22 protein-coding genes are annotated in these 26,577 nt (G+C 62.1%); 10 read left to right on the forward strand and 12 right to left on the reverse strand.

All coding sequences use genetic code 11. The features are described 5' to 3' along the window. Positions 1-190: 190 nt before the first annotated feature. Positions 191-358 carry a 50S ribosomal protein L33 gene (rpmG, locus tag CIT26_RS10560; protein ID WP_006201775.1) on the forward strand — a complete coding sequence of 56 codons (168 nt, stop codon included), beginning with the start codon at positions 191-193 and terminating at the stop codon, positions 356-358. A gap of 541 nt (positions 359-899) precedes the next feature. Here rpmG and CIT26_RS10570 read toward each other — a convergent pair. Beyond that, positions 900-2,273: a PleD family two-component system response regulator gene (locus tag CIT26_RS10570; protein WP_095492528.1), complete on the reverse strand. Its 1,374-nt coding sequence runs from the start codon at positions 2,271-2,273 to the stop codon at positions 900-902. 33 nt (positions 2,274-2,306) lie between these two features. Continuing rightward, the gene (locus CIT26_RS10575) at positions 2,307-2,663 is read right to left on the reverse strand and encodes a response regulator (protein WP_287247952.1); all 357 of its coding nucleotides are present in this window, start codon (positions 2,661-2,663) and stop codon (positions 2,307-2,309) included. A 250-nt stretch (positions 2,664-2,913) separates the two neighbouring features. Here CIT26_RS10575 and CIT26_RS10580 point away from each other — a divergent pair, with 250 nt between their 5' ends. After that, positions 2,914-3,213, forward strand: coding sequence for a DUF3572 domain-containing protein (locus CIT26_RS10580; protein ID WP_095492529.1), 300 nt, complete (start codon positions 2,914-2,916; stop codon positions 3,211-3,213). A 24-nt stretch (positions 3,214-3,237) separates the two neighbouring features. On the opposite strand, the gene CIT26_RS10585 is transcribed toward CIT26_RS10580, so the two are convergent. Together CIT26_RS10585 and CIT26_RS10590 are read right to left on the reverse strand one after the other, a co-directional pair. After that, complete coding sequence (locus CIT26_RS10585) at positions 3,238-4,731, reverse strand: hypothetical protein (RefSeq protein ID WP_095492530.1); 1,494 nt, start codon at positions 4,729-4,731, stop codon at positions 3,238-3,240. Positions 4,732-5,026: 295 nt separating this feature from the next. After that, positions 5,027-6,106: a S8 family serine peptidase gene (locus CIT26_RS10590; RefSeq protein WP_245319343.1), complete on the reverse strand. Its 1,080-nt coding sequence runs from the start codon at positions 6,104-6,106 to the stop codon at positions 5,027-5,029. A 470-nt stretch (positions 6,107-6,576) separates the two neighbouring features. On the opposite strand from CIT26_RS10590, the gene CIT26_RS10595 reads away from it, so the two are divergent. Genes CIT26_RS10595 through CIT26_RS36530 form a run of 3 tightly spaced genes read left to right on the forward strand, consistent with a single transcriptional unit; the run spans position 6,577 to position 8,394 of the window. Further along, positions 6,577-7,119, forward strand: a complete 543-nt coding sequence (locus tag CIT26_RS10595) for an RNA polymerase sigma factor (protein ID WP_095492531.1) — start codon at positions 6,577-6,579, stop codon at positions 7,117-7,119. Next, positions 7,116-7,904: an anti-sigma factor family protein gene (locus tag CIT26_RS10600; protein ID WP_095492532.1), complete on the forward strand. Its 789-nt coding sequence runs from the start codon at positions 7,116-7,118 to the stop codon at positions 7,902-7,904. Before CIT26_RS10595 ends, CIT26_RS10600 begins: the two co-directional genes overlap by 4 nt. 43 nt (positions 7,905-7,947) lie before the next feature. After that, positions 7,948-8,394 carry a hypothetical protein gene (locus tag CIT26_RS36530; protein ID WP_167391363.1) on the forward strand — a complete coding sequence of 149 codons (447 nt, stop codon included), beginning with the start codon at positions 7,948-7,950 and terminating at the stop codon, positions 8,392-8,394. 457 nt (positions 8,395-8,851) lie between these two features. Here CIT26_RS36530 and CIT26_RS10610 read toward each other — a convergent pair whose 3' ends face one another. Further along, a complete protein-coding gene (locus CIT26_RS10610; RefSeq protein ID WP_095492534.1) occupies positions 8,852-9,562 on the reverse strand; it encodes a DUF6065 family protein in 711 nt (236 codons plus the stop codon). Positions 9,563-9,713: 151 nt separating this feature from the next. Beyond that, positions 9,714-10,289 (reverse strand): GNAT family N-acetyltransferase, encoded by a 576-nt coding sequence (locus tag CIT26_RS10615; RefSeq protein WP_095492535.1) that lies wholly within the window; start codon positions 10,287-10,289, stop codon positions 9,714-9,716. A 68-nt stretch (positions 10,290-10,357) separates the two neighbouring features. On the opposite strand from CIT26_RS10615, the gene CIT26_RS10620 reads away from it, so the two are divergent. Continuing rightward, a complete protein-coding gene (locus CIT26_RS10620; RefSeq protein ID WP_095492536.1) occupies positions 10,358-11,686 on the forward strand; it encodes a DNA polymerase IV in 1,329 nt (442 codons plus the stop codon). A 187-nt stretch (positions 11,687-11,873) separates the two neighbouring features. Here CIT26_RS10620 and CIT26_RS10625 read toward each other — a convergent pair whose 3' ends face one another. Continuing rightward, positions 11,874-12,380 carry a hypothetical protein gene (locus CIT26_RS10625; protein WP_095492537.1) on the reverse strand — a complete coding sequence of 169 codons (507 nt, stop codon included), beginning with the start codon at positions 12,378-12,380 and terminating at the stop codon, positions 11,874-11,876. Positions 12,381-12,561: 181 nt separating this feature from the next. Between CIT26_RS10625 and CIT26_RS10630 the strand changes: the two genes are divergently transcribed. Beyond that, positions 12,562-13,443: a DMT family transporter gene (locus tag CIT26_RS10630; RefSeq protein ID WP_095492538.1), complete on the forward strand. Its 882-nt coding sequence runs from the start codon at positions 12,562-12,564 to the stop codon at positions 13,441-13,443. Positions 13,444-13,548: 105 nt separating this feature from the next. Here the strand turns inward: CIT26_RS10630 and CIT26_RS10635 are convergent, their stop codons facing one another. The 4 genes from CIT26_RS10635 to CIT26_RS10655 all read right to left on the reverse strand — a co-directional run bounded on the left by CIT26_RS10635 (position 13,549) and on the right by CIT26_RS10655 (position 21,458). Further along, positions 13,549-14,352 (reverse strand): potassium channel family protein, encoded by an 804-nt coding sequence (locus CIT26_RS10635; RefSeq protein WP_095492539.1) that lies wholly within the window; start codon positions 14,350-14,352, stop codon positions 13,549-13,551. Between the two features lie 103 nt (positions 14,353-14,455). Beyond that, positions 14,456-15,466: a methyltransferase gene (locus CIT26_RS10640; protein ID WP_095492540.1), complete on the reverse strand. Its 1,011-nt coding sequence runs from the start codon at positions 15,464-15,466 to the stop codon at positions 14,456-14,458. A gap of 98 nt (positions 15,467-15,564) precedes the next feature. Further along, entirely contained in the window at positions 15,565-19,092 is a 3,528-nt protein-coding gene (dnaE, locus tag CIT26_RS10645; RefSeq protein WP_095492541.1) for a DNA polymerase III subunit alpha, read from the reverse strand. Between the two features lie 353 nt (positions 19,093-19,445). Next, a complete protein-coding gene (locus CIT26_RS10655) occupies positions 19,446-21,458 on the reverse strand; it encodes an acetyl-CoA carboxylase biotin carboxylase subunit (RefSeq protein WP_095492542.1) in 2,013 nt (670 codons plus the stop codon). 202 nt (positions 21,459-21,660) lie between these two features. Here CIT26_RS10655 and CIT26_RS10660 point away from each other — a divergent pair, with 202 nt between their 5' ends. Beyond that, a complete protein-coding gene (locus tag CIT26_RS10660) occupies positions 21,661-22,788 on the forward strand; it encodes an S-(hydroxymethyl)glutathione dehydrogenase/class III alcohol dehydrogenase (RefSeq protein WP_095492543.1) in 1,128 nt (375 codons plus the stop codon). Between the two features lie 303 nt (positions 22,789-23,091). After that, positions 23,092-23,559: a YaiI/YqxD family protein gene (locus tag CIT26_RS10670; RefSeq protein WP_095492544.1), complete on the forward strand. Its 468-nt coding sequence runs from the start codon at positions 23,092-23,094 to the stop codon at positions 23,557-23,559. Here CIT26_RS10670 and CIT26_RS10675 read toward each other — a convergent pair. Then, entirely contained in the window at positions 23,556-24,440 is an 885-nt protein-coding gene (locus CIT26_RS10675; RefSeq protein ID WP_245319345.1) for an autotransporter outer membrane beta-barrel domain-containing protein, read from the reverse strand. The two genes, CIT26_RS10670 and CIT26_RS10675, sit on opposite strands and share 4 nt — an antisense overlap. Before the next feature lie 615 nt (positions 24,441-25,055). On the opposite strand from CIT26_RS10675, the gene CIT26_RS10680 reads away from it, so the two are divergent. Further along, complete coding sequence (locus CIT26_RS10680; RefSeq protein WP_095492546.1) at positions 25,056-26,495, forward strand: caspase family protein; 1,440 nt, start codon at positions 25,056-25,058, stop codon at positions 26,493-26,495. The last annotated feature ends 82 nt before the right edge of the window (positions 26,496-26,577 follow it).

Here is a 26,577-nt window from a genome sequence, read left to right on the forward strand (position 1 = left end):
ATGCGCTGGCGATAAAACCGGACAACTCACGTGCTACCTAATCCGGACAACTCATCTGCTTACGACAGAGGCAGCCTCACGGGGTTGACTTTCCGGGCGCGTTCTTTATGTGTCGCGCCAAGTTTCCCGCGTCCGGGTGTTTCCCCGTGCTCCAGCGGCCAAAACTCCACGAACATAACGGACTGATACAATGGCCAAAGCCGCAAACATCAAGATCAAGCTTCTGTCGACCGCCGACACCGGTTTCTTCTACGTGACCAGCAAGAACAGCCGCACCAAGACGGACAAGCTGTCGTTTCGCAAATACGATCCGGTCGCCAAGAAGCACGTCGAGTTCAAGGAAACCAAGATCAAGTAATCTGGTTTCCTGCTTTAAGCCGAAACGCCGCCCCTGTGGGCGGCGTTTTCGTTTCAAGGCCTCGAAAAGTCCAAAATTTCCAATGCTTGGCGCAGAGTCTTGATGTCATTTTGAGAATGGGGGCCGGTCGGCGTTTGGCAGCGGTACGAGGAGGCCACTATGTGCCAGCGCCGGCCGGCCGACCCCACGGACCCAGGAGATGCGGCGGACCTGAATCATGGGGTATTCTTCGGATCGACCCGGCGATCTACCCTCGCGCCGGTTCCGTCATTGATCTGCACATTTGCGCAACAGCCTGTGAAAATCAACAATTTCTTAACCAAGCCCGGCGAATCGCTTGCGTTAAGGTAAATTCGTAACCCTGTCGCACTGACTGGATAATCAGGCGTCGGCGCCTGCCTCTGAACTGAGGTCTGTTGAGATTCAGGTGAGGCTGAGTCGAAAATGGCTCCCGAAAACCGGAACGGAGCGTGGTCCGGGTACGCCAGTACCGGAAGCGCAGGACACTGCCATTTGCAGGCCAGCTGAATATCAACGGACCTTACGCCGCGTTGGCGACGACGCGGTTGCGGCCGGCGCTCTTGGCTTCGTAGAGCGCGAGGTCGGCGCGCTTCATCAGCCCGGCAACCGTATCCACGCCCTTCAGCACCGACGAGACGCCGACGCTGACAGTAACCTCGATCGTCTTGCCGTCATGACCAACGGCAAACGGCATTTGGGCGATTTCGGCGCGAATGCGCTCTGCGACCTTTTCGGCGACGGCGCCGTCCGTATCCGGCATCACCACGACGAACTCCTCGCCACCGAAGCGGCAGGCGAGATCGATGCCGCGCACATTCTTGCGCAGCCGCCGCGCGAATTCGCGCAGCACCTCGTCGCCGCCGTCATGGCCATGTGCGTCGTTGATGGTCTTGAAGCGGTCGAGATCGGTGATCATCATCGACAGCGGCCGTCGCCGCGCCACGGCACGGTCGAACAGCGTCTGCAGATGGCTGTCGAGGTAACGGCGGTTGTGCAACCCCGTCAGGGCGTCGGTCACCGCCATCTCGATGGTCTGGGTGACGCTGGCGCGAAGCTGGTCGTTGTAGCGCTTGCGGCGCACTTGCGTGCGCAGCCGAGCGGTCAGCTCCTGCTGGTCGATCGGCCGCATCAGATAGTCGTTGATGCCGAGCTCGAGGCCGCGGATGATGCGCCCCTCCTCACCCTCCCGCGCCAGAAGGATGATCGGCACGAAACGGGTGCGATCGAGCGAACGCAGTTGCGAGCAGAGCCTGAGCGGATCGAAATCGGCAAAGGCCGTCGAGATCATCACGCATTCATAGGGCGTCTCGGCGGCCTGGAAGAAGCCGGCATGCGGATCGGTGGCAATGTCGAGGTCGGCGCTGCCGCGCAGCATTTTCTGGACGCGCTCGAAGGAGGATTTGCGCTCGTCGATCAGCAGAACCTTCGGCGCGGTGTCTGCGGATGCGAAGTTGCGGCTCAACAGCTCCTCGATGCCGATATTGCGCGTGGTCGAGGCGCGCAGGCGCAGCTCGTCGGTCAACGTCTTCAGCCTGACCAGGCTTTTGACGCGCGTCATCAATTGCAGATCGTTGACCGGCTTGGTCAGAAAATCGTCGGCACCGGCCTCGAGGCCGCGCACCCGGTCCGAAACCTGATCGAGCGCGGTGATCATGACGACGGGGATGTGCGATGTCGCCGGATCGCTCTTCAGCCGCCGGCAGACCTCGAACCCGTCCATATCAGGCATCATCACGTCGAGCAGCACGACGTCGACCTTGCCGTTTTCGCAGGTCTCGATCGCGTCCAGCCCGTTGGTGGCGGTCAGCACCTCGAAATATTCGGCAAGCAGCCGGACCTCGAGCAGCCTTACATTGGCAGGGATGTCGTCGACGACGAGGATCCGTGCGGTCATCTTATAAAGCTCCGGCTCGGCTGGAAGGGCGCATCAGGCGTCGCCCAGATAGGATTTGATGGTTTCTATGAAACGCGGCACCGAGATCGGCTTGGAAATATAGGCTTCGCAGCCACCCTGGCGGATGCGCTCCTCATCGCCCTTCATCGCGAATGCGGTGACGGCAATGACCGGTATGACATGGAGGTCGTCGTCCTCCTTCAGCCATTTGGTCACTTCCAGCCCCGACACTTCGGGCAGTTGGATGTCCATCAAGATGAGGTCCGGCTTGTGCAGTCGCGCCAGATCCAGTGCTTCCAGGCCGTTGCGTGTGCGTACCGTCTCGTAACCGCTCGCTTCGATGAGGTCGCGAAAGAGCTTCATGTTGAGCTCATTGTCCTCGACGATCATGACCTTCTTAGGCATCAAATTCCCGTCCCGGCCTGCCTTCCGCTCGAAGGTTGCCGTCATGCGCCCTCGCCGGTACGCACCAAACCCTGCTCGACTCTACGGCAATATAATTGACGAAACGGAAACCGGCTGCTGGAAAAGCTTCGGATTTCACCTCGAACACCGCATTGCAGAGCTAGATGGCTTGCCGCAGGCGACGCTTGCGATTACTGCCAAAAAGAGACTCATTCCACCGCGCAGAAAGGTAGTGATGGCAAACGCAGCGTCAATGCGCGAGGAAGCGGAAACCATTGCCGTGAAGGCATTGGGCTTCGTCGCCGCCGATCCGGAACTTCTGCCCCGTTTCCTGGCGATCACCGGCATCGAGGCGCATTCCATCCGCCAGGCCGCCGGCGAGCCGGGGTTCCTGGCCGGCGGGCTGCAGTTCATCCTCGCCCACGAGCCGACGCTCATGCGGTTCGCGGAGGAAACCGGCACGCCGCCGGCTTCCGTCGGCAAGGCGCTGCGGGCGCTGCCGCTTGGCGACGACGACCATGAGCATTCGATATGAGCGACGATCGGATCGCGAAAACGCCTACGGCGTCGTTTCTTCTTCGCTGTCGTCGCCTTCATCATTCGCAACCGGATCGGCCGGCTTCACCATGACACCATTGACCGTGACCGAACCGTCCGGCTTGCCGTTGACGATCCATTCGATGCGGCCGTCCGGCAGCGTCTTGCCGAATCCCTTGATCGCAAGCGCCACCGGCACATATTGCGCGGCTTCCGGCTCCGACTTCGCCGCCGCCTGCAGGCTTTCCACAATTCTGTCGTAGCCTGCGATATCGATCGTCACATTTGCCTCCGGCTTCATGCCGGGGAACGTCATCTCGCCCTCCATCGCGATTTCCATGTCGCCGTTCTTCACCGTGCTGTGGCCGATGACAAATTTCGGCGTCTTAGCCATGAAATCAGCTTTGATCTGATCGCCAAAGTCCGCCGGCAGCGGCGGATTCTTGTTTAGATCAAAGGCTTCGATCGCCTTTTTCGCCATGCTGTCGAGATCGATATTGGCGCCGCCGAAATTCAGATTGATGTCGGTGGGCAGCAGCGCCGTACCCCAGGCGGGCATAAGATTCGGAGGGATCGTCAATCCTGCGGCCTTGATCGTATAGTTGATTGCTCCGTTCTGGGCGATGCCGTCGGACCCGAAGCTGGTGCCCAGCTCCGCCGCACTGAAATGCCCGACCGGGCTTTCGACACTGATATCCTTGAGCCCGTAGCTTCCGTCGATCCGCTCCCACAGCGGCAGCGCGGCGAGCAAAAGCGATTTGAGCTGCGCCTGGTTGGCCTTCAGCTTGGCTTCGTCTTCATTGGCGACGGCAAATGCCAGCAGATCGAGAAACGGCTTTGTCCTCAAGCCTTTGCCGGTCGCATTCACCGACAGCTCTGGCGATTTGATCGTAAGCGGGAATTTCAGCCCGCTTTTGGGGTCGTCAAAATCAAGCGCTTCGGCGAAATCGGCGACCGTCTGCGTCGCGGTGAAATCCACGCCGCCATTCACAGCTTTGGTTGCATTCATGGTGGCAGTACCGGCGCCGGTGCTCACCTCCGCGCGCTGCATGGTGTCCCGGGATTCCATCGTCATTCCGGCCATCGAGTGTGTGGCGCTGGTGAAAGCCGCCAATTCGGGATCGTAGACGCCGGAAAACTTGCCGTCTGTAATCGAGAACTGCATGCTCTGCAGGCCCTCTGGCCCCTTGAACTCGAAGGACCCGCTTTGCGACACATCCGCCGAGACGCTCCATGTCCCGTTGCTGCTCGGCTTGACGAGCAATGCGTAGGGGCTGAAGTCGAACTTGAAGGAATGCTGCGCCGCCAGCAGGTCCACGACAGGTTTGACGTCGACAGCGAGTTTGTAAGCGTCGCCTTCCACGGAAACCTTCAGGAGACCGCGGTCGATCGCCTGCTTGCCGACATAGCGGGACAGATTTTCGGAGAGCTGCTTCGCACGCTCGCTGTCAACGGTCTGGCCGAAGGCGGGCGCGCTGAGCGCGAGGACAAAGACGGCCGGCAGAACACGCTTCACGCAGAATCTCCGTTGCTATTCTTATGGTAGAAAACTCCAGATGTAACCGTAAGCAGAAACGGGCAAGGTGCAATCCCTCCTGGGCGCTAGTAGCCGATCTGTACCGATCCTTCGCGCCCCCTCTGCCCTGCCGGACATCTCCCACTTGGGGGGAGATCGGCCGTCACCAACGCCTTCGCGAATGGCGACCGTCGCAGGAGTTAGCGGAGCGCCAAAGCAGCCAATCTCCCCCCTTGTGGGGGAGATGTCCGGCAGGACAGAGGGGCGCTGTCCCTCCGGCATCAACAGTGGAGCTTCACGTCGCCTTCTTCGGCGTGACGACGCAAGCGGCGCGGGCATTGAGCAGGCCCCAGCCGAAGACGGCGTCCTTTCCCGGCGCGCCGAGATCTTCCGCCGACTTGCCGAGCGCGTCATGAATGTCGGCTGCGGAGGCGTTGCTGTTTGCCGATTTCATCAACGCCGCTGCGGCGGCAACAAATGGCGCCGCGAAGGAGGTGCCGGTCTTCGGCCGTGCGCCGCTGACCGACGCGGCCGTCCATACTTCGACGCCGGGGGCGGCCAGATCGATATGCTCGCCGCGGCCGGCACGCCTGTAGGGACGTTTCATGCGGTCCACCGCCGTCACCGCGATCACGTCCGCGTATGCCGCCGGATAGGCAGGTTCGGCGTTGGGACCTCCGTTGCCGGCGGCAGCGACGATCACCATGCCGTGTTCGGAAAGTTTTCGGACAAACTGCTCGAGAAGAGCATTCGCAGGACCCGACAGGCTCATATTCGTCACCTGCACGCCGCGCCCGGAAAGAAGATCGAGCGCGCGAAGAAGGTCATAGACCTCCGAGCGGTCATCCTGGCGATCGCCGCGGTGAAACGCATCGACCGCGATGAGCCTGGCGTGCGGCAGGAGGCCGGGGGTACGGCTGTCGGCGCCACCGACAAGCAGGGCCGCGACGGCGGTGCCGTGCTGGCGGCCGGACTCGGGAACGCCGTCGTCCGACAGGCGAATAACTTCGACCCGTCCTTTCGAGAAGGCGGCATGCGCAGGATTGATCGCCGTGTCGATAAGGCCGATCGTGACATTGCCACCGCAGCCGGCGGGCAGGCCGGTATCAGCCGGCCAGCCGATCAGGTCAGCGGCGGCGCAGTGCGGTCCGGCACATTCGATTTCTTGTCCGGGCCGGTAGTAATGCACGAAATCTGCCGTCGACTGCGGAGCGGCATCGATGACAAGATCGCGCGCAGCCTCCAGCGGCATATTGGGTGGTATGCGCAGCCGAACCAGCTCCGATCCAAGAAGCTGAATGTCGGCGCGGTCGAGGACGGTGAAGCCCGTTGCCTGAAGCTGACCGATCTCGGCCGAACTCAGCCCGGTCGCCACGATCTGGTCCGGCGCCCGAGACGGCAATGGGACGGCTGGCCGTTGCGCACGCCTGCCGCCGCGTCTTGGCGGGCGCGGAATAAACCGATCGGTCAGCGTGCGAAACAGATTCGGTCCAGTCGACCGGCGGGGCGCCGTTCCCGACCCACCAGACGACGAGCCGGATTGGCCGCCGTCATCGCCACCATCGTCACCACCACCATCGTCATCAGCGAACGCCGATTTTGGTCCGAACCCGCCGAGCGCCAGCTGGCCGCTCGGCGCCTGAAGATCGACCATTAACGCGACGACTACCCAGAAAGGCAGCAGGGCTCTTGGTCTCAGCCATGAGGTGGCGCCCATAATCTCCCTCAGATTCCGGCCGTCGCCGATTTTCAACATCGCGAGGCTAGCGGACCTATCCGGCAATAAGCTAGCTTTGCGAGGAAACGGGCGCGGGGCCGCTTTATTCCGAAAAAACTTGGAGCAACATGCCGGAAAAAACCGACCGCGTCCAAGACCAGCTTATCGCTTTTCTCCCGAATCTCCGCCGGTTCGCGATTGCGCTCTGCCGGTCCCGCGATATGGCGGACGATCTCGTTCAGCGCGCCTGCGAACGGGCGCTTGCCAACGAGCAGCGTTTCGAGCAACGGACGCGCTTCGACGCGTGGATGTTCAAGATTCTCCGAAATCTGTGGATCGATGACATCCGCAGGCGCAAGGTCGCCGGCCCGCAGGACGATATCGACGAGCGCCATGACATCGCCGGCATTTCCGGCGAGCGCGAGATGGAGGCGCGGCTGGCGCTGAACAGCGTGGCGCAAGCCATCGGCGAACTCGCCGGCGATCAGCGCGACGTGCTGCTTCTGGTCTGTGTCGAAGAGCTTTCCTACAAGGAAGCCGCGGAAGTCCTTGCCGTGCCGATCGGGACGGTGATGAGCAGGCTGGCCCGGGCGAGGAAGAATCTGGCGGAGGCGACGGGAATATCCATGGCTCCCACCCGTTCTGCGGTCACAAAAGGGGCTAGCAAATGAACGAAGAGACTTTTTCGGACGAGATCCTGATGCGCTTCGCCGATGGTGAGCTTGATCCGGACACGGTCGCCAGGATCGAGCAGGCGATGGAAATCGACGACCGTCTGGTTACCAGGATTGCCATGTTCATCGAAACCAGGGCGCAGGCGCAGGCCGCGCTGAAGCCGCTGCTCGACGAGCCGGTTCCCGAAAAGCTTGTCGCGGCCGTCGAGCAAATGATCGAGGCCAAGCGCGCCGGCGAGAAGACGGAAGCATCGGTATTGCCCTTCGGCGGCGGGCGCATAGCGGGACCGCCATCGAGGTCTCAATGGATGCTGCCGATTGCTGCCTCTCTCGCGGCGGCCGTTGTCGGCGGGCTCGCCGGGTATTGGGCAGCAGGCACCAACGAACGCACGCCGGGCGGGCTGTGGGTTGCCGGCGTCATCAGGCCGGCCCTGGCCCAAGCCCTTGCAACGGTCGAATCCGGCAAGGAAATCAGGCTCGCCGGGATCAGCGATCGGTTCCGGGCAATCGCAACGTTCCGTAACGATGCGCAGGATTTGTGCCGCGAATTCGAGGTCGACTCGCAGGACCGCTCGACGGTGGTATCGGTTGCCTGCCGTTCCGGCGACGAATGGCGCGTCAGCTTCGCGGTCGTGGCGCCCGGCGACGCCGGAGGCTATGCCCCGGCCTCGTCGACCGAAGCCCTGGACGCCTATCTTTCGGCGATTGAAGCAGGCGCTCCGATGTCAGCCGAGGAGGAAGGCCAAGCGCTGGACGAGGTCCGTCGGAAGGACCGGAAGTGAAGCTGCAACGGCCCGGCTTTTTCTGAATGGAAACAGGCTTTCGATGAATGGAATAAAGCCGGCAATCGCCCGTTACTCCGCCGGACCGCAACTGCCGGTCCAGCCTGAAACAAGGAGTAACTACCATGACAAGACACTGGAAACTCAAGTCGACACTGGTCGCAGGAATGGCAGCGCTCGCGAGCACCGCGGCGCAGGCGAAGGAGTATCCCGCGGCGCCATCGCAAACCGAGCGTCCGCCGGCCGCAATGACCAGCCAAAGCGACGGTGCCTTCATCGTCGCGGGCAACAGTTCGTCAAATTCGAGCTCCAATTCGTCGAGCAATTCGAGTTCGAACTCGTCGTCCAACAGTTCATCGAATTCCAGCTCCAATTCATCGAGCAACTCGAATTCGAACTCATCGTCGAACAGCTCCTCCAATTCGAACTCGAACGGTTCGGATCGTGGGTGGTCGCGCAACTGGCGGCGTTGACGTCGGCCGGGCGATAGAGCGACGGCGCGCTTCGACTTGTGTCCGCCGCTTTAGCAATCCACGGAGGAACGGGGGCCAGCTGGTCCCCGTTTCGCATTCCCGCCGGAATGCCTCGTTGCTCCGCACAGAGGATATGGTGTCGACGGTCGCTGCCCAACCGGCCTGCAACCACTAATCTCCAACGCTGGCGATTAGCCAGCGCTACTACACCTTCGTCATCCTAGGGCGGAGCAAGGAGCGAAGCGACGCGGCGTAGACCTGGGATCCATTCCGTGACATCCGCCGAAGAATGCAACGGCGCAGAACGGCGCTTTCCGCAACGGTGCCAGCTACCCTTCCACCATGACCGGCTATGCCACCATGACCGCGAGCCGGAAGCGCGGAACGACGCTTCGACTTGAAAGCCGCCGCTCTGGCAATCCACAAAGAAGCGGGGCCAAGCGGCCCCGTTTCGCATTCTTCTCCGGGAAAAGTCTAGCGGGCCGCGCGGGCCCATTTGCGATACCAGCCTTCGCTCGCAATCGTGTTGCGGTAGACGGTTTCGCGCTCCGTCGCCTCGGCTCCGGTCTCCGCCCGGATCTCCGCCTTGAGTGCCGCACCTTCGCGGCGAACCGGTATGATTTGGACGAGCGGCGTGCCCTTTTCGATGACGTAGAGGCCGTCGGGCGCGGTCGCGAAAAACGGAAAATGGATGTCGGCTGCATAGGTATCGGTATCGACGATGCCGGCGACGCATTCGAAAGGCTGAGCCGGCCTGTTGAGCGGCGGCAGGAACAAACAACTCCAGCCCGGCGGGGTCCGGATCGACCAGTAATTGTGAAACTTGCATGGGGGTGCCGGTTCCTTCGGGTTGCCGGCGACCTGATGGGCGCCATGATTGCTCACCATCACCCTGTCGAACTCCCAGCCGGCATCGACGGCTCGGCCGCCGTCCTTGACCTCAAGGCGGACGGTCGCCGCGAGCGGCAGGATCCAGCCGGTTGTCATCGCGTCGAGAAACGGCATGCAGCGCTTGACGGTTAGACCATTATTGGTGGCCGACGCTTGCTGCGAATCGACTGCCGGCAATTTGCGGAACCAGTCCGGCAGAACCGTCTTGGCTGCCACTGGCGGCGCAATGACGCCATAATCTTCCGGCCGACAGACAAACCGGATCGAGCGAGTGGTCTGGGAAAAATGGAACATCGATAGCCTCCATGGAAAAATCCGAGGAGGAACGGACCGCAGGCGGATTTATTCCTGCTGGACGTCAACTGTCTGACTATGCAGGCCGCCCGCGATAGTTTGGCCGCCGCCGAGCGACCGCCGCGGCAGCGGCGAGCACAGCGGCACTGGCTCAAAGCACCAGTCGCATCAGCGGCCGGCCTGCCTTGCGCTCGACCAGCCTCGCGAAGCCGGCTTTCTCGAAGACCCGCGACGAGCCGACGAACAGCCCGATCGAACGCGAATCTTTCGACAGGTCGATCGGACACGCCTCGACCAGCCGCGCGCCATTCTGGCGAGCAAACTCGATGCCGCCTTCGACCAGCCGGTGCGTCACGCCCCTGCCGCGCGCCTTGACGCGGATGAAGAAGCATGAGATCGCCCAGACGCCCGGATCCGTGGCGTCGGCGGGATCGACCGGCGCCGACCCCCTGCCCTTATTGTTCCATTCGGGCACGTCGGCGCGCGGACCGATCTGCATCCATCCGACCGCCTTGCCATCCTCGAACGCCAGCAGGCCCGGTGGCGGCCCGGCCTCGATCCGCGCCTTGATGTGGTCCTTGTTGCGCTCCCGGTTGCTGGCGCGGCGCGCTGCCGGCGACAGCCGGAAATGTGTGCACCAGCAGCCGTAGCAGGCGCCTTGCTTACCGAAAAGATCTTCGAAATCCGCCCAAAGCTCGGGCACCAATGGCGCTATGGTCGTATTCATGAGCTCTCTCCCGGTCCACCGCCTTGTCGTGGCGTCCGTCCTGACGTACCATTGCTTTTGTTCTCTTTATGTTCGCAGCGATGGCGGCTTCTGTCAACAATCCCGATCACGGTTTTTGCCGCGACTGCCTGACCTTTCAGCGCAGCGAGGCACGGCGCTGTGAACGCTGCGGCAGTCCACGGCTTGCCCGTCATCCGGAGCTCTACCGGCTGCATCTTGCCCATATCGATTGCGACGCGTTTTATGCGGCGGTCGAAAAGCGCGACAACCCGGCGCTGAAGGACCGGCCGTTGATCATCGGCGGCGGCAAGCGCGGCGTCGTCTCCACCGCTTGCTACATCGCCCGCATCCATGGGGTGCGCTCGGCGATGCCGATGTTCAAGGCGCTCGAAGCCTGTCCGGAAGCGGTCGTCATCCCGCCGGACATGGAAAAATATGTACGCGTCGGCCGCGAGGTGCGCGCTATGATGCAGGCGCTGACGCCGCTGGTCGAGCCGATCTCCATCGACGAAGCGTTTCTGGACCTTGCCGGCACCGAGCGCCTGCATGGCTTGCCACCGGCGGTGGTGCTGGCGCGCTTCGCGCTCGGCGTGGAGAAAGAGATCGGCATCACCGTTTCATCAGGCCTTTCCTACTGCAAGTTCCTGGCCAAGGTGGCGTCGGACTTTCGCAAGCCGCGCGGCTTTTCGGTAATCGGCGAGGCCGAGGCGGCCGGATTCCTGGCCGAGCAGCCGGTGACGCTGATCTGGGGCGTGGGAAAAGCCTTCGCCGCCACGCTTGAAGGGGACGGCATCCGCACCATCGGCCAATTGCAGCGTTTGGAGCGCAACGACCTGATGCGCCGCTACGGCGTGATGGGCGACCGGCTCTATCATCTTTCACGCGGCGAGGACGAGCGCCGCGTCCATCCCGACCAGGATGCGAAAAGCGTCTCGGCGGAAACCACCTTCGACACCGACATTGCGTCCCTGGATGAATTGGTTTCGGTGCTGAGAGCGCTGTCGGAAAAAGTCTCGGGGCGGCTGAAGAAATCCGGTATCGCCGGGCGCACCGTCGTGCTGAAGCTGAAGACCCAGGATTTCAAGACCCGCACGCGCAACCGCCAACTCGGCGACCCGACACGGCTGGCCGACCGCATTTTTTCGACCGGGCTCGCGCTGCTGCGCAAGGAAGCGGACGGTACAAGATACCGGCTGCTCGGCATCGGCGTCAGCGACCTCTCGAATGACGAAAAGGCCGATCCACCCGATCTCGTCGATGTCCAGTCGCGCAAACGCGCCATGGCCGAAGGCGCCATCGACACGCTGCGCGACAAGTTCGGCCGCAAGGCGGTGGAGACCGGCTATACCTTCGGCAAGGGCCGCAACGCCCACCCGCCCGAGCCGATCGAGGACTGATGCGTGTCGCCCAAAAGCATGCCCTCGGCCGACCCGAGGGTGCGCAGCGGTTTTGGGACAACGACATGCATAAAAACAAGAACTTAAAGCGCGTCGCATGAACCCCTTCAGATGCGACGCGGTTTAAGCATGATCCCGAAAAGTGGAATCCGGTTCGGAAAAGATCATGCTCAAAAAGAGCGCGTCTTCAGATGCGCCGCAAATCGATCCGGCTGGTCATCACCCGCTCGCCGGTTTTCGGGTCGACGTCGACAACGGTCAGCCGCATGCCGTCCTCGCCGCTCTTCTCGACCGTCATTTGCGCCGTGCGATCGCCGTTGACCTCCTTGGCCCAACGGATGCCGAGATTGATGGCGTTGCCCGAACGCCTGCCGCTGAGCTGCGCCGGCCCGGTGCGGGATCCGACATAGGTGCCGGTGTACTTCGTCCCGCGGGACTTCAGATCGGCACTTATGGCACGCGTCACCACGACAAGACCGCGGCAGGTGCCGTCCAGCGACAATGAGCTCGATGTCGCGTCGGAATTGAAGCGGCAGGAGACGTTCACCGTCGGCGCCTCGGTGGTTACCTTGACGGTGCCCTTGCCGGCAAAATTCCCCTCGAACGAGCGAAGAAAATCGGCCTCGTCGGCATGAGCCGCGCCGGCGGCAGCCGTCAGGCAGCCGGCAAGTGCAAATCGTGTGAATGATTTCATGGGATCTCTCCTCGTAGATATCGGAACGACGATATTTCCAACGAAATGGCTGTTGGACCAACGCTCGCCGTGACGGCAGGTTCCGCCCTCAGCATGACCGTTTTGCAACGTGCCGCTCTGGCCCAGCCGAATGCGTCGACTAGCGGTTGCGATGAAAGTCCGGGCTTGCAAAATAGCGCGCATGGCACCTTCACCGTCGATCCCCAAGGCCGCGTTCTGGATGGCGCTGTCGATCGCGTCGTTTCTGACGATGTCGGTCGCCGGCCGCGCCACGACAGCCGAGCTCAACGTCTTCCAGGTGCTGGAGCTGCGCTCGGTGATCGGACTTTTCATCCTCCTGCCGCTGGTGATGCTGTCAGGCGGTTTTGCGGCGATGCGCACCAAACGCCCCTTGGCCCATATCGCCCGCAATGTCGTCCATTTTGTCGGCCAGGCGGCATGGCTCTACGCCTTGACTTTGATCCCGCTGGCCGTGCTGATCTCCATCGAATTCACGACGCCGATCTGGACGGCCATCCTGGCGGTCGGCTTTCTTGGTGAAAGACTAAGCCGGCCAAAACTTGCGGCCATCGTGCTCGGGCTGATCGGCGTGCTGATCATCGTCCGTCCGGGCGTCGGCTCCGTTGATCCGGGACATGTTGTCGTGCTGGGTGCTGCGGTCTGCTTCGGTATATCTGTAGTCCTGGTCAAATCGCTGACGCGGACGGACAGCGTCGTGTCCATCATCTTCTGGATGCTGGTCATCCAGTCGGTGCTCGGCCTTGCCCCGGCGCTCTACGAATGGCGCAACCCGCCGCTCGAACTGTGGCCGTGGCTCCTGCTGATCGCCTTCACCGGCATGTCGTCGCATTTCTGCATGGCCCGCGCGCTCACCTATGCCGACGCGACCGTCATCTCGCCGATGGACTTTTTGCGCGTGCCGCTGTCGGCGCTGATCGGCTGGCTGCTGTATCAGGAGCAGATCGACGCTTTCACCGCCGGCGGAGCCTTGCTGATCCTGCTGGGCAATCTGCTCAATCTGCAGAAAAAAGCGACCAAGCCTGCGGAAGTGGCAGCGTCGTAGCATTTTGCAGCCAAACGTCTTCGTTTGGCGTCCGACAAAATGCGTTAAAGCAAAGAGCTAGAGCGCGGTTTTGGTTCCACCAAAACCGCGCTCTAGTCTCGCATTTCAGTCGCCTTCGTCGGGGATGTTGAGGAGATGCCCGCAGGCCTTGCAGTGGACGGCGTCGGGCTCGTGCCGCTGAAGCCCGCATTGCGGGCAAGGAAAAAACACCTTGGCGGGACGGAAGAGCGCCTGCGCCAGCCTGACGAACAGCGATATGCCGATGATCATGGTGACGATCGCGGTGAGCTTGCCGGCGATACCCGGCAGGACGATGTCGCCGAAGCCGGTCGTTGTCACCGTGGCGACGGTAAAATACAGCGCGTCGACATAGCCTTCGAGACCGGCCCCGGTGCGGAAGAAGAAGGTGTAGACGAAGCCGGTGATGACAAACAGGAAAGTCAGGAGATTGATGACTGCATGGCTCGCCTCGCGCCATTTTTTTAGCCCGCGCATCTCGAAAAACCGCCACAGCGCGCCGCTGCGCGACAGCGACCACAGCCGCAATATGCGCAGAAAACCTAGGTTGGCCAGCGCCGAAGGCATCAGCAGCGTCAGCAGGATGAAGGCGTCGACCCACGACGCCGGCTGTTTCATGAGGCGCAGCATGTCGTTGGAGGCAAGCAGCCGGGCAGTCATGTCAGCGGCGACAAGTGCTGCCACAGAATAATCGAGCCAGAGGAAAGAGGACGACTCCTGGATCACCGGTGTGGCGATGAAGAAGGCGATGATGGCAAGGTCGATGACAATGGCGACCAATTGAAACCGGAAAGCCGCGGGCGTGCGCCCGTGATAGAGTTTGCGCAGCGTGCCGCGCAGCCGCGTCAAGGCTGAAAAATCCTGCACTCCGTCCCTTTCCGGCGCCTTCATGACAACTGCGATAACGTTCGCTGCGACAGCCGTCCAGTGGGCAGAGCAGAGGGAAGCCGCTGTGGCTTGAGAACATCCGGAGAGTTTCGGGCCCGGAAAGCAGTCAGACCGGTTCCGCCTCGATGATGCTGATGCGAGGTCCGGCTTCAACAATATTGGCGACCCGAAAATCCGACGCCGCAAGCAGCGACCTGAATTCTTCCGCCGTGCGCTCCTGCCCGCCCGGCATGACCAGCATGTTCAGATCGCCGAATTTTGCACTGGCGCCTTCGTTGGGCGGCGCCAGAATGCTCTCAAGCACCAGCAGTTTGCCTTCTGGGCGCATCGCCCGGCGGCAGGTTTTCAGGATCCGGATGTTTGTATCGTCGTCCCAGTCATGCAGGATCCATTTGAGCACAATCGCATCGGCGCCCTCGGGCACCGAGACGAAGAAATCGCCGGCGACGACGTCGCAGCGATCGGCCACGCCCGCAACCTCAAAGACCGGGCCGGCCTTCGCCACCACCTGCGGCTGATCGAAAAGAATGCCGCGCTGGCCGGGATTGCGGCGGAGGATTTCGGCAAGTAGCGCGCCCTGCCCGCCCGCGACATCCATGACGACAGCGAACGGCCGAAAGTCATAGGCCGCAATCACCGCGGCGGCGACGCCACGCGACATGGCCGTCATCGCCCGGTCGAAGATGACGGACTCTTCCGGATGTTCCGCCCGGTATTCCCACACGCCCTTGCCATAAGCGTGGCGAAAGGCGTTTTCGCCGGTACTGACACTGTGCAGCAGATCGCTCCATGCCTGACGGAAATAGGGCCGTCCGGCCAGAATCGCCCACGACGCGACCGAATGCTGAACGTCGGATCGCAACGCGCCGCCAACCGGGGTCAGCGAGAAGGATCGGTCTTCCGCTTCATGGAACACGCCGACGGACGCAAGGGCGCGCAACAGCCGGTAGAGCGCCTGCGGATGGGTATTGGTCAGCGCGGCCAGTTCGCCGCTGGTGCGTTTTCCGTCCTTGAGATGGTCTGCGATGCCCAGCGTGGCGGCGATGCATATCGCCTGAGATACCTGGAACCCATTGACCATTTTCTGGAGTTCGGCAGCGGCATCCCGCTCATCCATGACGCACTCCCCCCGGCCGCCAAAAGACCCAGGCCCCACAATACCAGCGGCATCGTCACCGGGCAATGCGACCGGGCTGGCGGAATACGGTCGTTAGCTCACACCAACTCGACTTCCACCACGCCCGGCACCGCGCGCATGGCCGACGCAATCTTTGGCGAGACGCGGTAACGGCTGGGCAGTTCGATCTCGACCTCGCCCTGCGCCTCATTCTTGATGACGATAATGCTCACCTGGCTGTCGCCGCGCTGGGTAAGCTGCGATTGAATAGCCGACGCCGGTCGGTCATCCCTGACAAAGATGCGCAAGGCCTTCTGGATACGGCTTGCCTCGTCTTCCAGAGACTGCACGGTCTGGATGCGCAGATTAACGCCTTCGGGCCTGTCCTCGGCCGAAACGGTGATCACCACCGAACGGCCGGGCTCGAGCAGGTCGCGATACTGCGCCAGACCTTCGGAAAAAAGCACTGCTTCATACTGGCCTGACGTGTCGGAGAACTGCACGACGCCCATCTTGTTGCCGGTGCGCGTCTTGCGCTCCTGCTTGGTGGTGACGGTGCCGGCAAGCCGCCCGGCGGCAGCACCCCGTTTGACCGCGGCCGAGAACTCGGCCCAGGTCTGCACCCGCATCTTCTGCAGCGCCGCCTTGTATTCGTCCAGCGGATGCGCAGAGAGATAGAAGCCGACCACCTGGAATTCACGGTGCAGACGGTCGGCGGCAAGCCACGGGTCGGTCGCCGGCAGATTGAGCGCCTGCGACTGTGCGCCGAGCGAGGCGCCAAAAATGTCGTGCTGGCCCGACATTGCATTCTGCTGGGCAAGCGAGGCCAGCCCCATCATCCGCTCGACGCCCGCCATCATCGCGGCGCGGTCGTGACCGAAGCAGTCGAGCGCGCCGGCCATGATCAGGCTTTCGAAGACCCGCTTGCCGACGATCTTCGGATCGACCCTTTCGCAGAAATCGGCGAGGTTCTTGAACGGTTTTTCGCCGCGCATGGCGACGATATGCTCGACCGCGGCGTCGCCGACGCCCTTGAGCGCGGCCAGCGAATAGAAGATCCGGTTCTCGCCGACTTCGAAGGCCCGGAAGCTGGTCATTACCGACGGCGCCACAACATTGATGCCGAGGCGCAGCGCATCCTGGCGGAAATCGGCGAGCTTGTCGGTGTTGCCCATGTCGAGCGTCATCGACGCAGCCAGGAACTCGACCGGGTAGTGCGCTTTCAGATAAGCCGTCTGATAGGAGACGACTGCATAGGCGGCGGCATGCGACTTGTTGAAACCGTAGTCGGCGAACTTTGCCAGCAGGTCGAAAATGAAGTCGGCTTGCGGCTTGCCGACGCCGCGCTCGACCGCGCCCGAAACGAAGCGCTCGCGCTGCTTGTCCATCTCGGCGCGGATCTTCTTGCCCATCGCGCGGCGCAGCAAATCGGCTTCGCCCAGCGAATAGCCGGAGAGCTCCTGCGCGATCTGCATCACCTGTTCCTGGTAGACGATGACGCCTTGCGTTTCCTTCACCAGATGGTCGATTTTCGGGTGGATCGACGCCATCTCCTCCTCGCCATGCTTTCTGGCGTTGTAGGTCGGGATGTTCTCCATCGGTCCCGGCCGGTAAAGCGCGACCAGCGCGATGATGTCTTCGATGCAGTCGGGCCGCATGCCGATCAGCGCCTTGCGCATGCCGGCACTTTCCACCTGGAACACGCCGACCACTTCGCCGCGCGACAGCATGGCGTAGGTGTCGGGGTCGTCGAGCGGAATGTGGGCGAGATCGATCTCGATGCCGCGGCGGCGGATCAGCTTGACCGCGGTCTCCAGCACGGTCAGCGTCTTCAGGCCGAGGAAGTCGAACTTCACCAGTCCGGCCTGCTCGACATACTTCATGTTGAACTGGGTGACCGGCATGTCGGAGCGCGGGTCACGGTACATCGGCACCAGCTCCCACAGCGGCCGGTCGCCGATGACGATGCCGGCGGCGTGCGTCGAAGCGTGGCGGTAGAGCCCTTCCAGCTTCTGCGCCATGTCGAGCAGCGTCTGGACGATGGGCTCCCGCTCGGCCTCTTCGGCAAAGCGCGGCTCGTTGGCAATGGCGTCAGCGAGCTTGACCGGATTGGCCGGGTTCGACGGCACCATCTTGGAGAGCTTGTCGACCTGGCCATAGGGCATCTGCAGCACGCGGCCGACATCGCGCAGCACCGCGCGGGCCTGCAGCGTGCCGAAGGTGATGATCTGGCCGACCTGGTCGCGTCCGTATTTCTGCTGGACGTAGCGGATGACCTCCTCGCGCCGGTCCTGGCAGAAATCGATGTCGAAGTCGGGCATCGACACGCGGTCGGGATTGAGGAAGCGCTCGAACAGCAGCGAGAAGCGCAGCGGATCGATGTCGGTGATGGTCGTCGAATACGCGACCAGCGAGCCGGCGCCCGAACCGCGGCCCGGCCCGACCGGAATGCCCTGCCCCTTCGCCCATTTGATGAAGTCGGCGACGATCAGAAAATAGCCGGGATATTTCATCCTCTCGATGACGCCGAGCTCGAAATCCAGCCTTTCGCGATATTGTTCGACTGTGTAGCCAGGGGCCAGGCCGTGCGCGGCGATCCGCGCTTCCAGCCCTTCATGCGCCTGTCTGGCAAGCTCCTGCGCCTCCGCCTTCACCGCCGCTTCGGCGTCGGCGACATCGCCGCCGGCAAAGCGCGGCAGGATCGGGTTGCGGGTCTTGGGATAGTAGGAGCAGCGCAGCGCGATCTCGACGGTGTTGTCGATCGCTTCCGGCAGATCGGCGAACAGCCTCGCCATGTCAGCCTGACTTCTCAGAAAATTGTCGGGCGACAGGCGGCGGCGATTGTCGACGGCGACGACCGAACCTTCGGCGATGGCGATCAGCGCGTCATGAGCCTCATAGTCGTCGCGCGAGGAGAAAAACGCCTCGTTGGTGGCGACCAGCGGCAAGTCATTGGTATAGGCGAGGTCGACTGACGATTTCTCGATGGCCCGGTCATAACCGGAAACCCGTTCCAGCTCGACATAGAGCCGGTCGCCGAACAACGCCTTGAGCGCCAAAAGCCGCGTCTCGGCGAGATCGCGGCGATCCTCCTTCAAGGCATTGCCGATCGGGCCGCGCGGCCCGCCGCTGAGGCAGATCAGGCCGTCGCAATGGCCTTCCAGCATCTCGGTCGTCAGATGCACGGCCTCGCCGGGCGGCGTTTCCAAATAGACCCGGCTGACCAGCCTGACCAGATTGCTGTAGCCGGCCTCGGTCGCCGCGATCAAAACCACGGGCCGCATCTCCGGGCCTTGCCGCCTGCGGTCGCGCTGGCTATCGCTGGCTTCGCCGGAAAAGGCGAGCGTGGTCTGGCAGCCGATGATCGGCTGGATACCCTCCTTCACCGCCTTTTGCGCAAATTCCAGCGCGCCGAACAGATTATTGGTGTCGGTGACGGCAATGGCCGGAGCCTGATCCTTGACTGCATGGCCGACGACTGTGCCGAGTTGCAAAGCGCCTTCGAGCAGCGAATAGGCCGAATGCACGCGCAGATGGATAAATGGGCGCGCCGGCTCTTCCGGCCGCGATGCCCTCACAAAGGCCTCGCGTCGCAAGGGATCGCGTGGAAGTGTCTCATTCGCCATGGTTTTTTAGCGCCGCCTCACAAGGACTCAGTCGATGAAGATGTATTGTCCGGCACCGGACGATGCGAGTCCAGCGAGAGCGGGCGCTCGACCGGCCAATTGTCGACGCTGGCGCCGCCCCTCATCCGCCTGCCGGCACCTTCTCCCCGTATAGTGACGGGGAGAAGGGGCTGGCCGCAACCTTGGCACCCATTCTGCAACGCTGGTGATTGGCGAAATCCTTTGCGAAGGCCTCTTTCTCCCCGTCACTATACGGGGAGAAATGCCCGGCAGGGCAATGAGGGGCAGCGCCAACTAATGCGATTGCCTTGTAACTGTCGGTGGTTCAACGTGACAAGTGACGGCATCTATCCTCACGCAAACTCCATGATCACCGCATCGACGGCGAGACTGTCGCCCGGCCTGGCCTTGAGTTTCGACACGGTGAGATCGCGCTCGGCGCGCAGCACGTTTTCCATCTTCATCGCCTCGACGACCGCCAGCGTCTCGCCGGCCTTGACCTCCTGCCCTTCGGCAACGGCGATCGACACGACGAGGCCGGGCATCGGGCAGAGCAGCATTTTGGAGGTATCGGGCGCCACTTTTTCCGGCATCAGCCTTTCGAGTTCGGCGGTGCGCGGCAGCATGGCGCGTGCGGTCACCGACATGCCTTTCCAGGCGATGCGAAGCCCGTTCGGTACCGGCCTGATCTGCGCCGCGATTTTTCGGTCGCCGACCGTGCCGCGCCAGATGAGATCGCCCGGACGCCAGTCGGAGGCTACCGTCAGCGCCTTGCCGCCGTCGATCGACAGACCGAGCTCCATCGGAATGGAGATCATACCTTCGATAACCGAGGCCGAACGGTAATCCTTGCCGATCTTGACCACCCAGTCGCGTTTCAGAACACCCGAGTGCGGCGCCAGCCGCCCGCCCAGCCGGTCGAGCCGGTCGCGGCGCAGCAGTTCGACCGCGGTGGCGATCGCTGCGAGCACCGCCTTCTCCTCGCTATCAGGCACGATCGGCGCGAAGCCATCGGGATATTCCTCTGATATGAAAGCGGTCGATATCAGCCCTTCCCGCCAGCGCGGATGCTGCATCAGCGCCGCCAGGAACGGCATGTTGTGCTCGATGCCGTCGACCACGAAGCTGTCGAGCGCCTCGGACATGGCGTCTATTGCCGCGAGCCGCGTCGGCGCCCAGGTGCACAGCTTGGCGACCATCGGATCATAGAACATCGAGATTTCCGAACCCTCGGTGACGCCGGTATCGTTTCGGACGACGAGGTCGCCGAACCGTCCCTCTTCCGGTGGCCGGTATCTCGTCAGCCGGCCGATCGACGGCAGGAAATTGCGATACGGGTCCTCGGCGTAGAGCCGGCTTTCCACCGCCCAGCCGTTCAGCTTGACGTCGCTTTGCTTGATAGCGAGCTTTTCGCCGGCAGCTATGCGGATCATCTGCTCGACCAGATCGATGCCGGTGACGAGCTCGGTTACCGGGTGCTCGACCTGCAATCGCGTATTCATTTCAAGGAAATAGAAGTTCTTTTGGCTGTCGACGATGAACTCCACCGTGCCGGCGCTCTCATAATCGACCGCCTTGGCCAGCGCCACCGACTGCTCGCCCATGGCTTTCCGGGTCTTGGCGTCGATGAAGGGCGAAGGCGCCTCTTCGACGATCTTCTGGTTGCGGCGCTGGATCGAGCATTCGCGCTCGCCGAGATAAAGCGCGTTGCCATGCGCGTCGGCCAGCACCTGGATCTCGATGTGGCGCGGATCGACCACGAACTTCTCGATGAAGACGCGATCGTCGCCGAACGAGCTTTTGGCCTCCGACCGCGCCCGGTCGAAACCGTCGCGCACCTCGGCCTTGCTCCAGGCGATGCGCATGCCCTTGCCGCCGCCGCCGGCCGAGGCCTTGATCATCACGGGATAGCCGATCTCGCCGGCGATCTTTTCCGCATGGACGGCATTCTCGATGACGCCGAGCCAGCCTGGCACCGTGCTGACTTTGGCTGCATTGGCGAATTTCTTCGATTCGATCTTGTCGCCCATCGCCCTGATCGCTCTGGGTTTCGGGCCGATGAAGACGATGCCTTCTTTCTCCAGCGCTTCACAGAAGGATGCGCGTTCGGACAAAAACCCGTAGCCGGGATGCACGGCTTCAGCACCTGTCGCCTTGCAGGCAGCGATGATCCTCTCCGGCACCAGATAGCTCTCAGCGGCCGGCGAAGGCCCGATATGGACAGCCTCGTCGGCCATCTCGACATGTACGGCGTCGCGATCGGCATCCGAATAGACCGCGACGGTGGCAATGCCCATCTTGCGCGCCGTCTTGATGACGCGGCAGGCGATCTCGCCACGATTTGCGACCAGGATTTTTGTGAACATGCGGGTTGCGTTCCCTCGGCTGCCTTTCTTTTATGGGCTTCGCCCGGCCGGTCAAGGCAAGTTGGCGCATATGCCCGGGCGCAAGTCGGCTGGCGCCGACCAAAACCCGGCCACGAACTGTCAATTCGTCCCATAGTCCAGAACCTGCAGATACGCTAATGCTCCGCCCCGATTGCAGATTTGCCCTGAGAGGAGGTTCCCGATGAAAACCCGTGCCGCTGTCGCTGTTGCCGCCGGAAAGCCGCTGGAGATCCTGGAGGTCGACCTCGACGGCCCGCGCGACGGCGAGGTGCTGGTCGAGATCAAGGCGACCGGCATCTGCCACACCGACGAATTCACGCTGTCGGGCGCCGATCCCGAAGGCATCTTTCCGGCGATCCTCGGCCATGAGGGTGCGGGAATCGTCGTCGATGTCGGCAAGGGCGTCACCTCGGTCAAGAAGGGTGACCACGTCATCCCGCTCTATACGCCGGAATGCCGGCAATGCCCGTCCTGCCTGTCCAGGAAGACCAATCTGTGCACCGCGATCCGCGCCACCCAGGGACAAGGCCTGATGCCGGACGGCTCGTCGCGCTTCTCGATCGGCAAGGACAAGATCTTCCACTATATGGGCTGCTCGACCTTCTCCAACTTCACCGTGCTGCCCGAGATTGCGGTGGCCAAGGTCCATCCCGACGCGCCCTTCGACAAGATCTGCTACATCGGCTGCGGCGTCACCACCGGCATCGGCGCGGTGATCAACACAGCCAAAGTCGAGATCGGCGCCACGGCCGCAGTGTTCGGCCTCGGCGGCATCGGCCTCAACGTCATCCAGGGGCTGCGCCTTGCCGGCGCCGACATGATCATCGGCGTCGACCTGAACAACGACAAGAAGGAATGGGGCGAGAAATTCGGCATGACGCATTTCGTCAATCCGAAGGAGATCGACGGCGACATCGTGCCCTATCTCGTCAACATGACCAAGCGCGGCGCCGACCAGATCGGCGGCGCCGACTATACGTTCGACTGCACGGGCAGCACCAAGGTGATGCGGCAGGCCCTAGAAGCGTCGCACCGCGGCTGGGGCAAGTCGGTCGTCATCGGCGTAGCCGGCGCCGGCCAGGAGATCTCGACGCGGCCGTTCCAGCTCGTCACCGGCCGCACCTGGATGGGCACCGCCTTTGGCGGCGCGCGCGGCCGCACCGACGTACCGAAGATCGTCGACTGGTACATGGACGGCAAGATCGAGATCGACCCGATGATCACCCACACGCTGAAGCTGGAAGACATCAACAAGGGTTTTGACCTGATGCATGAGGGCAAGAGCATCAGGAGCGTGGTTGTTTATTGAGAAATCGCGACTTGGACCGCGAAGAAGCATGGCAATCGCTTTAGGTTTGCGCTGCCCCTCATTGCCCTGCCGGGCATTTCTCCCCGTATAGTGACGGGGAGAAAGACGCCTTCGCAAAGGGATTTCGCCAATCTCCAGCGTTTCAGAAAGCGTGCCGAGGCTGCGGCCAGCCCCTTCTCCCCGTCACTATACGGGGAGAAGGTGCCGGCAGGCGGATGAGGGGCAGCGCCGACCTTTGACCGCTCGAATATCGTCGATCGAGCCTGGCGAAATCGCCCGGCTTCATACGCGTTGGAACGAACGATGCCCGCACCTGCCATTTACGTCGATGCCGATGCCTGTCCGGTGAAGGCCGAGGTCGAGAAAGTCGCCGAGCGTCATGGCGTCGTCGTCACCTTCGTCTCCAATGGCGGCCTGCGCCCTTCGCGCGATCCCATGGTCCGAAACGTCGTCGTGTCCAAGGGCGCCGATGCGGCGGACGATTGGATCGTCGACAATGCCAAGCCCAACGACATCATTGTGACTTCAGACATCCCGCTTGCCGCCCGCACGGTGGCGCTCGGCGCCCATGTGCTTGGGCCGACCGGACGCCCGTTCACGCCGGAAACGATCGGCATGGCGGTGGCGATGCGCGACCTCAAGCAGCACCTGCGCGAGACCGGCGAAAGCAAGGGCTACAACGCCAGTTTCGCGCCGCAGGACCGCTCGCGGTTTCTCGGCGAACTCGACCGCATCTTGCGGCGTGCGCTGAAATCCGCCGCACCGGATTAGAACGCGATCTTGAGGCCCAGCTTGCCGCTGATGGTTGAACTGTCCTCGGACCATTTGCCGCGAATTTCAGTGCTGACGGTTGTCGATGAAGACATCTTCAGATTGAAGCCGGAGGACAGCGCCACCGAGAAGTCCGCATCCTCAAAATCGCTCTTCAGGCCAGAAACGCTTGCCGTGTTGGAATAGCCGAAACGCTGCTGCAGATCCGCGCGCGCATAGGGGCTGATGACCATGCCGTTTCCGAGCTGGTAATCGGCGTAAACCCCAGGGTCGAACTTGATCGCGCCAAACGATAAACGGCTCTTTCCAAATTCAGTGCCGGAGTCGTCCGTGTATGCGTCGCCGGTAAAGCTAACACCCAACAGCCCGCCACGAAGATCGAAACGCACGCGATCGGTCAAGTTGAAGATGCGGCCGATCGACCCTGTTATCGCGTAGCCTTGCGTGTCGTAGCTGCCGTCATTTCCCTTGACGTCCGTGTTGCCCAGGAAAGCCGAGGCGGCCACAAGAGCATAGCTGGTGCCCTGACGATAAAGCCCATAGCCGCCGAACATGCCGCTTTTGTTGGTCGCGTCACCGACACCGAAAACGTCGACATTGACGTCAGCCGAGGCATAACCGCCGAACAGCCCCAGGTTCAATCCGTGCTCGCTGTCGAATCCGAAATGCTTTGCCGCATCGAAGTCGACACTGACGGCAGCGGAGAATTCATCGACATCGAAGCTCGGTCCGTCAAAGACGTCAAAATCGTCCGAAACGGTGAAGCCGTCATGCTCCGTGTGGGCCAACTGGCCGGAAGCGAAAACGCCGAACGGTGAAGACCGGGCCGGCGGAGCTGCGTTTGCGGGGCCGACTTCCGCCTGGATGATGTCGTCGGACAATTTGAGAAGCGCATCCAGGGACGTGTCGACAATCGCGCTATTGACGGTCACGCCGACGTAGCAGTCCGTCTGCAGAGGGGGACCTTCACTCTCGTCGTCGATACAGGCGTTTGCCTTCGAAGGCAGGAAAACCAATGCAGCACCAATCGAAATTGAACTCGTGCACAGGCGCAAACGCCAACTCCTGCCTTTCATTATCCCCTTCCCCTGCTACTTGTGTCATCTGGCTTAAATATCAGGACATGCCATGCGCAGTTGAACTATGAAAAACATCACTGACTGGAGTAGATGCGAGTGCAACACTACGCCAGCGTTGGTTGGAGCGTAACAAATTATCTCTGGCGTGGATATGATTTCGTGTGGAACCGCTGGCTTCCGGCGGACCGAAATGGTTGCGGCGGCAATCGTCCGGCTGGACCCCACGGCATCTCTAGGGAAACCGAGCTCGGCCAGATCGAAGGCGGGTCGCGCCTTACGCTTTCTTTGATATGGGTTCTGGTGTAAAAATTGCGGCGGTCTTCGGAGAAAAGATTTCCGGCGCATGAGCGGAACGGCGTCAGTCGGGCGGACACTTCGGCGACCTGAAGATTTCACGCGCCGAAACGAGCCCTTGCCATGAGCTACCGTCCCCTCCTGCGCATTGCTGCGGTCCTGCTGGTTTCACTTTTCGGATCCCTCGGCGCTCAAGCCGCGGTCGGGGAAGGCCAGTCGCCACAGCCAAGCAAGCGGCTCGCGATCGTCATCGGCAACTCCGACTACCGGAGCGCCCGTCTCCCGCATCTGGCCAATGCTGCAAACGACGCCGCCAGATTGTCTGAAAGCTTGAAGAGGCTGAAATTCGATGTGCTAACGGCAACCAACCTGTCGTCCGACGGGTTCACCAAGCTTTTCGAACAAGCCGAGGGCAAGTTGGCAGGCGCCAGTGCTGTCCTCATCTTCTACGCTGGCCACGGCGTGCAACTCGGGGGCGAGAACTATCTTCTGCCGGTCGATACGCCCAGCGCCGAGAACCTGCAGGAGTTGATCGCGGGCGCGGTCAAGCTCAACGATGTGATTTCGAGATTTGCCAGCCGTGAAAGGCAGACCTTCGTGTTTCTTGATGCCTGTCGTAACAACCCGATGGGCAAAGGCCTCAGCGCCATGGACGGCCTCGCGCAGATCGAAGTCGGTGAAAACACGTTCATTGCCTTTGCCACACAGCCTGGCAACGTTGCTGTCGACGGCTCGGGCGACAACAGCCCCTTCACCACGGCATTGTTGAAGAACGTCGAGATTCCCGGGCTCAGCATTTCGGATATGATGATCCGGGTGCGCAACGAGACCGAGGCAATCACCATCGGGCGTCAGGTTCCGTGGGATCAGTCGAACCTTCGCGAGCAGTTTTACTTCACCGAGCAGCAAGTGCTCGACCCGGCCCAGCTCAGCGCCAGCCTGTCGCGCATCCTGGCCGATCCTGCCGCCAAGGAGAGGTTGAAGGTCGAGCTCGCTTCCAACGACCTGCAGACGGCCGTGCTGATCGTTGGCCAGACATTGCGTTCGGTCGAGGTTTCGCCCTTACCCGACGCTGCGGCCAAGCCCGCCGGCACGCAGGTCGCCAGCCTTGAGGGGACCAGGCAGAGCATCGTCTCCGGACTTGAAGCGCTGATCGTCGGTACCTCTGCGGCTGAAACGGATTCCCAAAAAGCGACTGATCTCGCGCGCAGTATCCAGACCGAATTGCGACGTTTGGGCTGCTATCGGATGACAGTGGACGGAAGTTGGGGCAAGGGCTCCGTGCGCGCGCTCACCAACTACTACAAAAACACCGCGAGAACCGCATCCGCGACCGAGCCTACGGTTGAACTCCTGAGTGACCTGTTCCTGCACTCCGGGCGGGTTTGCAAGGATCCGGTGGTCGTGCGGAAGATCAAGCCGGCGAAGGTGGCATCAGAGGCGGCTCCGGCGCGCAAGGGGGCGGGCAGCCGAAAAGCCGCAAAGTCGCAGCAGCAATCCTCGCGCCCGGTTGCACCTCCGCCCGACATCAGCGGCGGCATTGGGATCGGCGGGGTTTTCTAGAGCGTTTCATGTCGTGATTGAAACGGTTCTGTTTCCCCGATCGCGAGCCGATCCTCGCGGAGAGTGGCGCACGCATGCGCAG

This window comes from Mesorhizobium temperatum (assembly GCF_002284575.1).
Lineage (GTDB): Bacteria > Pseudomonadota > Alphaproteobacteria > Rhizobiales > Rhizobiaceae > Mesorhizobium > Mesorhizobium temperatum.

Coding starts and splice junctions, on each gene's coding strand:
- dnaE (WP_095492541.1), bottom strand. CDS start 19,092: ATGGCGAATGAGACACTTCCACGCGATCCCTTGCGACGCGAGGCCTTT.
- CIT26_RS10570 (WP_095492528.1), bottom strand. CDS start 2,273: ATGACCGCACGGATCCTCGTCGTCGACGACATCCCTGCCAATGTAAGG.
- CIT26_RS10600 (WP_095492532.1), top strand. CDS start 7,116: ATGAACGAAGAGACTTTTTCGGACGAGATCCTGATGCGCTTCGCCGAT.
- CIT26_RS10670 (WP_095492544.1), top strand. CDS start 23,092: ATGCCCGCACCTGCCATTTACGTCGATGCCGATGCCTGTCCGGTGAAG.
- rpmG (WP_006201775.1), top strand. CDS start 191: ATGGCCAAAGCCGCAAACATCAAGATCAAGCTTCTGTCGACCGCCGAC.
- CIT26_RS10655 (WP_095492542.1), bottom strand. CDS start 21,458: ATGTTCACAAAAATCCTGGTCGCAAATCGTGGCGAGATCGCCTGCCGC.
- CIT26_RS10635 (WP_095492539.1), bottom strand. CDS start 14,352: ATGAAGGCGCCGGAAAGGGACGGAGTGCAGGATTTTTCAGCCTTGACG.
- CIT26_RS36530 (WP_167391363.1), top strand. CDS start 7,948: ATGAATGGAATAAAGCCGGCAATCGCCCGTTACTCCGCCGGACCGCAA.
- CIT26_RS10640 (WP_095492540.1), bottom strand. CDS start 15,466: ATGGATGAGCGGGATGCCGCTGCCGAACTCCAGAAAATGGTCAATGGG.
- CIT26_RS10680 (WP_095492546.1), top strand. CDS start 25,056: ATGAGCTACCGTCCCCTCCTGCGCATTGCTGCGGTCCTGCTGGTTTCA.
- CIT26_RS10595 (WP_095492531.1), top strand. CDS start 6,577: ATGCCGGAAAAAACCGACCGCGTCCAAGACCAGCTTATCGCTTTTCTC.
- CIT26_RS10610 (WP_095492534.1), bottom strand. CDS start 9,562: ATGTTCCATTTTTCCCAGACCACTCGCTCGATCCGGTTTGTCTGTCGG.
- CIT26_RS10620 (WP_095492536.1), top strand. CDS start 10,358: ATGTTCGCAGCGATGGCGGCTTCTGTCAACAATCCCGATCACGGTTTT.
- CIT26_RS10575 (WP_287247952.1), bottom strand. CDS start 2,663: ATGATCGTCGAGGACAATGAGCTCAACATGAAGCTCTTTCGCGACCTC.
- CIT26_RS10625 (WP_095492537.1), bottom strand. CDS start 12,380: ATGAAATCATTCACACGATTTGCACTTGCCGGCTGCCTGACGGCTGCC.
- CIT26_RS10660 (WP_095492543.1), top strand. CDS start 21,661: ATGAAAACCCGTGCCGCTGTCGCTGTTGCCGCCGGAAAGCCGCTGGAG.
- CIT26_RS10615 (WP_095492535.1), bottom strand. CDS start 10,289: ATGAATACGACCATAGCGCCATTGGTGCCCGAGCTTTGGGCGGATTTC.
- CIT26_RS10630 (WP_095492538.1), top strand. CDS start 12,562: ATGGCACCTTCACCGTCGATCCCCAAGGCCGCGTTCTGGATGGCGCTG.
- CIT26_RS10580 (WP_095492529.1), top strand. CDS start 2,914: ATGGCAAACGCAGCGTCAATGCGCGAGGAAGCGGAAACCATTGCCGTG.